General features: G+C 53.9%; 6 protein-coding genes. 3 read left to right on the forward strand and 3 right to left on the reverse strand.

Features of this window, described 5'->3' with window-relative positions; all coding sequences use genetic code 11:
* The coding region (locus Q0336_RS08435) for a hypothetical protein (RefSeq protein ID WP_298527771.1) at positions 1–375 on the reverse strand (375 nt) is incomplete at its 3' end.
* Between the two features lie 66 nt (positions 376–441).
* Here Q0336_RS08435 and rplU point away from each other — a divergent pair.
* The 3 genes from rplU (at position 442) to serS (ending at position 2429) form a co-directional block, all read left to right on the forward strand.
* Positions 442–759 carry a 50S ribosomal protein L21 gene (gene rplU / locus Q0336_RS08440; protein WP_298527774.1) on the forward strand — a complete coding sequence of 106 codons (318 nt, stop codon included), beginning with the start codon at positions 442–444 and terminating at the stop codon, positions 757–759.
* Positions 760–791: 32 nt separating this feature from the next.
* On the forward strand, positions 792–1049 hold the full coding sequence (rpmA, locus tag Q0336_RS08445) for a 50S ribosomal protein L27 (protein ID WP_009433701.1): 258 nt from the start codon (positions 792–794) through the stop codon (positions 1047–1049).
* 93 nt (positions 1050–1142) lie between these two features.
* Entirely contained in the window at positions 1143–2429 is a 1287-nt protein-coding gene (gene serS, locus Q0336_RS08450; RefSeq protein WP_298527777.1) for a serine--tRNA ligase, read from the forward strand.
* A gap of 119 nt (positions 2430–2548) precedes the next feature.
* Here serS and Q0336_RS08455 read toward each other — a convergent pair whose 3' ends face one another.
* Positions 2549–3052 (reverse strand): thioredoxin domain-containing protein, encoded by a 504-nt coding sequence (locus Q0336_RS08455; protein WP_298527780.1) that lies wholly within the window; start codon positions 3050–3052, stop codon positions 2549–2551.
* A 153-nt stretch (positions 3053–3205) separates the two neighbouring features.
* The gene (locus tag Q0336_RS08460) at positions 3206–6064 is read right to left on the reverse strand and encodes a M16 family metallopeptidase (RefSeq protein ID WP_298527783.1); all 2859 of its coding nucleotides are present in this window, start codon (positions 6062–6064) and stop codon (positions 3206–3208) included.
* Positions 6065–6313: the final 249 nt, after the last annotated feature.

Raw genomic sequence — 6313 nt, forward strand, 5'->3', positions numbered from 1 at the left:
GTAGGTCGCCTTGACGACCCACGGTAGGTCGTCGATGCGACCCACAGTAGGTTTTATTGGCGACCTACCGTGGGTCTCTTTCTGGGGGGCTTGAGCTTGCTGGTTTCTAGGGGTGGAATATGCCCTCTTTTTCTGAAGGTAGAAAGCCTTTTTGCCGCAGAGAAGAAGTAGGGCTTTAGCCTCCTCGGTGCGGTAGCTCCTATCCTCGGTGTGCAGCGGTCGAAGATCTGGTGGCGAAGATGCAGGCCTACTGCAGGTCAGCTCTTTAGGCTTCTCCGCATGATTGTCATGAATTAGCATGGGCGGTGGTGAGCGTATTAGATATTTTCGTACCTTTGCAGACGAATTTCCTATGTAGGGTAGGAGAAGAAGCACACCCCTTCATCTAAGGAGAAAGCGGGTGACACCCTACGGGGCTAACTTTTTTAGTTATACAGCGTAATGTACGTTATCGTAGACATTCAGGGCCAGCAGTTCAACGTAGAGCAGGGCCGTCGTCTCTTCGTCCACCACATCAAGGGGGCTGAGAGCGGAGCAGTAGTAGAATTCGACAAGGTCCTCCTCGTGGACAAGGATGGTGTCATCACCGTCGGTACTCCTCAGGTAGCAGGTGCTAAGGTCGTATGCGAGGTCATCAGCCCACTCGTGAAGGGGGATAAGGTCCTCGTCTTCCACAAGAAGCGTCGTAAGGGCTACCGCAAGCTCAACGGTCATCGCCAGCAGTTCAGCGAAGTCCTCGTCAAGGAAATCGTAGCTTAATCGTATCACCGCATTAGTTTAGAAATAAGACAATGGCACATAAAAAAGGTGTAGGTAGCTCCAAGAACGGACGCGAATCAGAAAGTAAGCGACTCGGAGTAAAGCTCTTCGGTGGTCAGCACGCTAAGGCAGGTAACATCATCGTCCGCCAGCGTGGTACTCAGCATCACCCAGGTGCAGGCGTAGGGATCGGTAAGGATCACACGCTCTATGCACTGATCGACGGAAAGGTAGTCTTCACCCGCAAGAAGAACGACCGCTCGTACGTCTCCATCGCGGCAGAAGCCTAAGACGGAGCACACGTCAGTATCCATAGGAGGTTGCTCCAGAAGGGTCTTTACAGTCCCTGAGGGAGCGACCTCTCTTTATTTATACCAACCAATATGCTTACACTAAAGCAAATCAGGGAGAATGCGGAGAGCGTCATCGAGCGCCTTCGCAAGAAGCACTTTGAGGCTCGTGAAGTCATCCAGGAGGTGCTCGGACTCGATGAGATCCGACGCAATGCCCAGCAGGAGCTCGATGCTTCGCTCGCTCGTCAGAAGGCCATCGCTAAGGAGATCGGCGAACTGATGAAGCAGGGAGCTAAGGAGCAGGCCGAGGCTATCCGTGCTCAGGTAGCTTCCCTCAAAGAACTAAGCAAAAACCTTGAGGAGAAGAAGGGTGAAGCCGAAAGCAAGATCCGTGAGATCCTCCTCTCCGTCCCCAATCTTCCCGCCGACATCGTCCCCGAGGGCGCTACGGCTGAGGATAACGTCTGTGTCAAGACGGGCGGTATCACTCCCGAACTAGGCGACGAAGCTCTTCCTCACTGGGAGCTAGCCAAGATCTATGACCTCATTGACTTCGAGCTCGGGGTGAAGATCTCGGGTGCGGGCTTCCCTGTCTACAAGGGCTATGGAGCAAGACTCCAGCGTGCGCTGGTGAACTTCTTCCTAGACAACGCTCGTGAAGCTGGCTACCTCGAGGTACAGCCTCCCTACGTCGTCAATGAAGATTCGGGTTACGGTACCGGTCAGCTCCCCGACAAGGAGGGGCAGATGTACCACATCGGTCTGGATAACCTCTACCTCATCCCTACGGCCGAAGTGCCCGTGACTAACCTCTACCGAGATGTGATCCTCGATGAGAAGGATCTACCTGTACGCAATACGGCTTACTCTGCTTGCTTCCGTCGTGAGGCTGGCTCGTATGGTAAGGACGTGCGTGGGCTCAACCGCCTCCATCAGTTCGATAAGGTCGAGATCGTCTGCATCGACAAGCCCGAGCGTAGCTATCAGCGCCTCGATGAGATGGTCGCTTATGTAGAGACGCTTGTCACAAAGCTTGAACTGCCTTGGCGCATCCTGCGTCTGAGCGGTGGAGATATGAGCTTCACGAGTGCTCTGACCTATGACTTCGAAGTCTTCTCTGCTGCACAGAAGCGCTGGCTCGAAGTAAGTTCGGTGTCGAACTTCGAGAGCTATCAGGCTAACCGTCTGCACTGCCGCTATCGTGACACGGAGCAGGGTGTACAGCTGGTGCACACGCTCAATGGTAGTGCTCTCGCTCTACCTCGTATCGTCGCTGCCCTTCTAGAGAATCATCAGACTCCCGAAGGTATCCGCATCCCCGAGGCTCTTCGTCCTTACACAGGCTTTGACCTCATCCCCTTCCCCGAGAAGAAGTAGTCTTCCTCCCACGGGACTAATACAGCTGAGGCCCGGCTTCTACTCTAGAGGAGTAGAGGCCGGGCCTCGATGCTTGTATGGATGTAGAAGAAGTAGCTCTACTTCTTCACTAAGTGTTCTTACTTCTTAGCAGGGTAGATCTGAGCGATGGCTTCTTCGATCTGCTGGGGGGAGAGATCACCGACGGTCTGGATGGGGATGCCCTGCATAGGGATGAAGAGGACCATGGGGATGCTCTTCACTCCGAAGGTATTTGCCAGACCAGACTCCTTGTCTACATTGACCTTGTAGACATCGATCTTACCAGCGTACTTCTTAGCTACTGCTTCGAGCTTGGGGCCAAGGCTTCGGCAGGGACCACACCAGTCGGCATAGAAGTCGATGATGGCAGGGCGACTTCCCTTGAAGACGAACTTCGAGGGCTCTTCCTTATAATCCCAGATGTGCGCACGCATATAGGCGGCATCAATATGCTTGACGGGGCTTTCTCCTTCGGCGGCAGGAGCTGCAGCTTCGCTACGCGCATTGGTGTCGGAGGAGCTCCCTGTAGCCTGAGCGGTGCAGGCTGTAGTGGAGAAGAGACCCACGGCAGCGAGCGTTAGGCTTAGGATGATTTTCTTCATTGTACTTAATCTAACTATGAGGTTGAGTGAACTTCACTGCAAAGATAAAACTCACATCGGTAGTTTTGTTCAAATGCCTTACAAGATACAAGCCGTGCTTCTCCAGCGGGAGAGGCACGGCTTGTATGATATATAGGGGGAGGGAGGCAGTGCTTACTGCTTATCCTTCACTTCCGTGGAGCGGAAGAGGATAGTCGTGCGATCCTTAGAGTCGTAGAGCTTCTTGGTAAGTGCCTGGACGGACTGAGGGGTGACGGAGTCAAGCACCTTGTCGTAGTTGGTCACGAAGTCGAAGCCCTGACTGAAGAAGCGCTCGATCTGAGCAAGCCAGTACTTATTCTTGCGGAGGTTCTCGCCGTGCGCCTTCTTGAGGTTCTTGACAGCCTTGTCGAAGTACTCAGCCGAAGGACCATCCTTGACGATACCATCAAGGCCCTTGAAGACGAGCTCATTCATCGCAGCTGCCTTCGCTGGGTCGGTCTGGAACTGTACGCTGATCGAGCTGCGTACGCTAGGATAGCGCTCCACTTCGGACTGTACACCTACGCTGTAAGCACCACCAGCATCTTCACGGATGGTCTTCGTGTAGAGCTGATCAAGGATCGACTCTAGGACAGCGCCCGTGAGTAGCTCCTGCTGGCTGTAGGTGCTGGGGGTGGAGAGTGCGTCGATCACGATACCCATAGGGGTAGCCATAGCGGAGCTATACTCCTTGTGGTTGGTACCCAGACGTTCGAGAGGGACGCGGCTTGTCTGAGCCTTGTCCGTGTAGGTCTTCAGAGCGGGCAGTGAAGCGATGTACTGCTCTACGAGTGGACGGAGCTGAGCTTCGTCAATGTTCCCTACGAAGTAGAAGTTGAAGCCACGAGCATTAGCGAAGCGGCTACGGAAGAGCTGAACTACCTTTTCATAGTTCACATTCTTGACCTCATCGATGGTCAGAGGATAGCGCTCAGGCGTGTTGGGATAGAGGTAGCGAGATAGTGAGTCAGCGAGGAAGGAAAGGGGATTAGCCTTGCGTGCTTCGATCGAGCTGATGGTACGCTCCTGCCATGCCTGGAAGGCTTCCTTGTCGGTGCGAATACCAGTGAAGTTGAGGTAAAGCAGCTGGAGCATGGTCTCGAGGTCTTCCTTCGTCGTGCTCCCTGATACGTTGTCTTCGATACCGGAGACGCTCGTGGAGAGGGAAGCAAGACGACCTGTCAGAGCCTTCTCAAGGGCAGACTCGTCGAACTTGCCGAGACCACCGACCTGGGGCACAGAGTTCAGGATCTTCAGATCGAGGGGAGTAGCCTTGGAGAGGTTGTAGTACCCGCCATGACGCTGACCGCTCAGTAGGATCTCATCCTCCATGTAGTCGGTCTTCTTCAGATAGACCTTCGTGCCGTTGGAGAGGGTCCAGACGGTGGTGCCGAACTGAGCGTTCTTCTGCTCCTTGACGATCTTACCCTTAGCAGGGAGCTTGTCGATGAGCTTCTCGTTGCTGACCTCGTTCTTAGGAGCTTCGACTTCTTGCTTGAGGTACTCTTCGTACTTCTTGGTGAGCTCTTCGACGGAGGGGAGCTTGACTTCGGGCTTCTCGACGCTGGTCAGACCGATGAAGACATTCTTGTTGAGGTCAAACTGCTGGGCAGCGGCATTGATCTGCTCCAGAGGGAACTGCTCTGCAAGACCCTGGTTCAGCTCGTAGTAGGTGGGGATGTCGAGGAGGTAGCCACCATCTTCGAAGTAGTCTACATAGACATTAGCCCAAGCCTCGCTGGTGCGCTTGTTGCGCTCGTTGAAGGTGTTCTTTACCGAGACGAGGAATTCCTTCTTAGCACGGTCAAATTCGGCTGCAGTGAAGCCGTACTTCTTGATACGGACGATCTCAGCGACTAGACCCTTGAGGGCTGCGTCCCACTGACCTTCCTTGAAGTCAGCTCCGTAGGTAGCAGCGTCCTTGGTCTTCGCAATGAGGTAGGGGCCGAACTCAACGGAGGCGTTGATGAAGGGTGCATTAGGCTTCTTGACGATGTCATTGAAGCGCTGGGCGATCATCGAGGTCAGGATCGACTGGACGTAGTCTTCGAGGGGGCCCATGATCGAGGCACGAGCAGCAGCAGGAGTGACATCGCTCTTGAAGGAGATGATCACGGAGTTGCGGGTAGCTTCCTTGTCTGCTACGATACCTACGATGGGCTTATCGTTGTCTTCGACGGGTACGTAGACGCGCTCAGCAGCACCGACGGGAGCAGGGATGTCAGCGAAGGTCTTCTTGATCTGAGCTTCTACATAGTTGACATCGACATCACCGACGATGATCAGAGCCTGCAGGTCTGGGCGGTACCACTTCTTGTAGTAGTCACGCAGTACCTGATAGGGGAAGTTGCGGACGATGTCCATGGTCCCGATGGGGAGGCGAAGCCCGTACTTGTTGCCAGGGAAGGCGAGTTCGAGGAGCTTCTCCATGTTGCGCATGTCGCCGTTGTTGCTGCGGCGCCATTCTTCTTCGATGACCCCACGTTCGGCATCGATCTCCTTGTCCTCGAGGCTGATGAAGCTACTCCAGTCGTGGAGTACGAGGATACAGCTATCGATGATGCTCTGACGGGGGACGGGGATCTTCATCAGGGTGTAGACCGTCTTGTCGAAGCTGGTATAAGCGTTGATATTGCCCCCGAAGCTAGCCCCGATACTTTCGAGGAAGTTGATGATTCCCTTGCCGGGGAAGTTCTTCGTTCCGTTGAAGGCAATGTGTTCAAGGAAGTGTGCGAGGCCTCGCTGGCTCTCCTCTTCCTGCATGGATCCGACCTTCTGAGCGATGTAGAATTCAGCTCGACCCTTTGGCTCTTCGTTGTGGCGGATGAAGTAGGTAAGGCCATTAGGGAGCTTACCGATACGCACCGCTGTATCGATGGGCAGGGGAGGCATTCCGCCTGGAGCTTGAGCCTTAGCTTGAGGTGCAAGCCCAAGGGTTGTGCCCAAGAAGAGTGCCGAGAAGATGGATAAAAAGGTTGTCTTTAGTCTCATCTCTGTCTGTGGTGTTTTTGTTATTGATATCACGGATCTTAATGACCCGAGTTTGACGCAAATATAGTATAAATCTATACTAGCTGTATCAGGGGTGTATATTAGTCTCCTGCTACGGTGGGCGAGTGCTTCTAAGGGTGTAGGAAGAGGTGAAAAAGTTGGGGAGCTAAGTGCTTCTATTATAGTGCCCTTTTTGCCCTTCGGGAGAAACCTACTGTGGGTCGCTGAAAAAACCTACTGTGGGTCGTC

Origin of the sequence: uncultured Porphyromonas sp., from assembly GCF_938039215.1 — a bacterium.
GTDB lineage: Bacteria > Bacteroidota > Bacteroidia > Bacteroidales > Porphyromonadaceae > Porphyromonas.

Bases quoted from the DNA above. Each gene is read 5' to 3' on its own strand.
- rplU (WP_298527774.1), top strand. From the start codon at position 442: ATGTACGTTATCGTAGACATTCAGGGCCAGCAGTTCAACGTAGAGCAG.
- rpmA (WP_009433701.1), top strand. From the start codon at position 792: ATGGCACATAAAAAAGGTGTAGGTAGCTCCAAGAACGGACGCGAATCA.
- serS (WP_298527777.1), top strand. From the start codon at position 1,143: ATGCTTACACTAAAGCAAATCAGGGAGAATGCGGAGAGCGTCATCGAG.
- Q0336_RS08455 (WP_298527780.1), bottom strand. From the start codon at position 3,052: ATGAAGAAAATCATCCTAAGCCTAACGCTCGCTGCCGTGGGTCTCTTC.
- Q0336_RS08460 (WP_298527783.1), bottom strand. From the start codon at position 6,064: ATGAGACTAAAGACAACCTTTTTATCCATCTTCTCGGCACTCTTCTTG.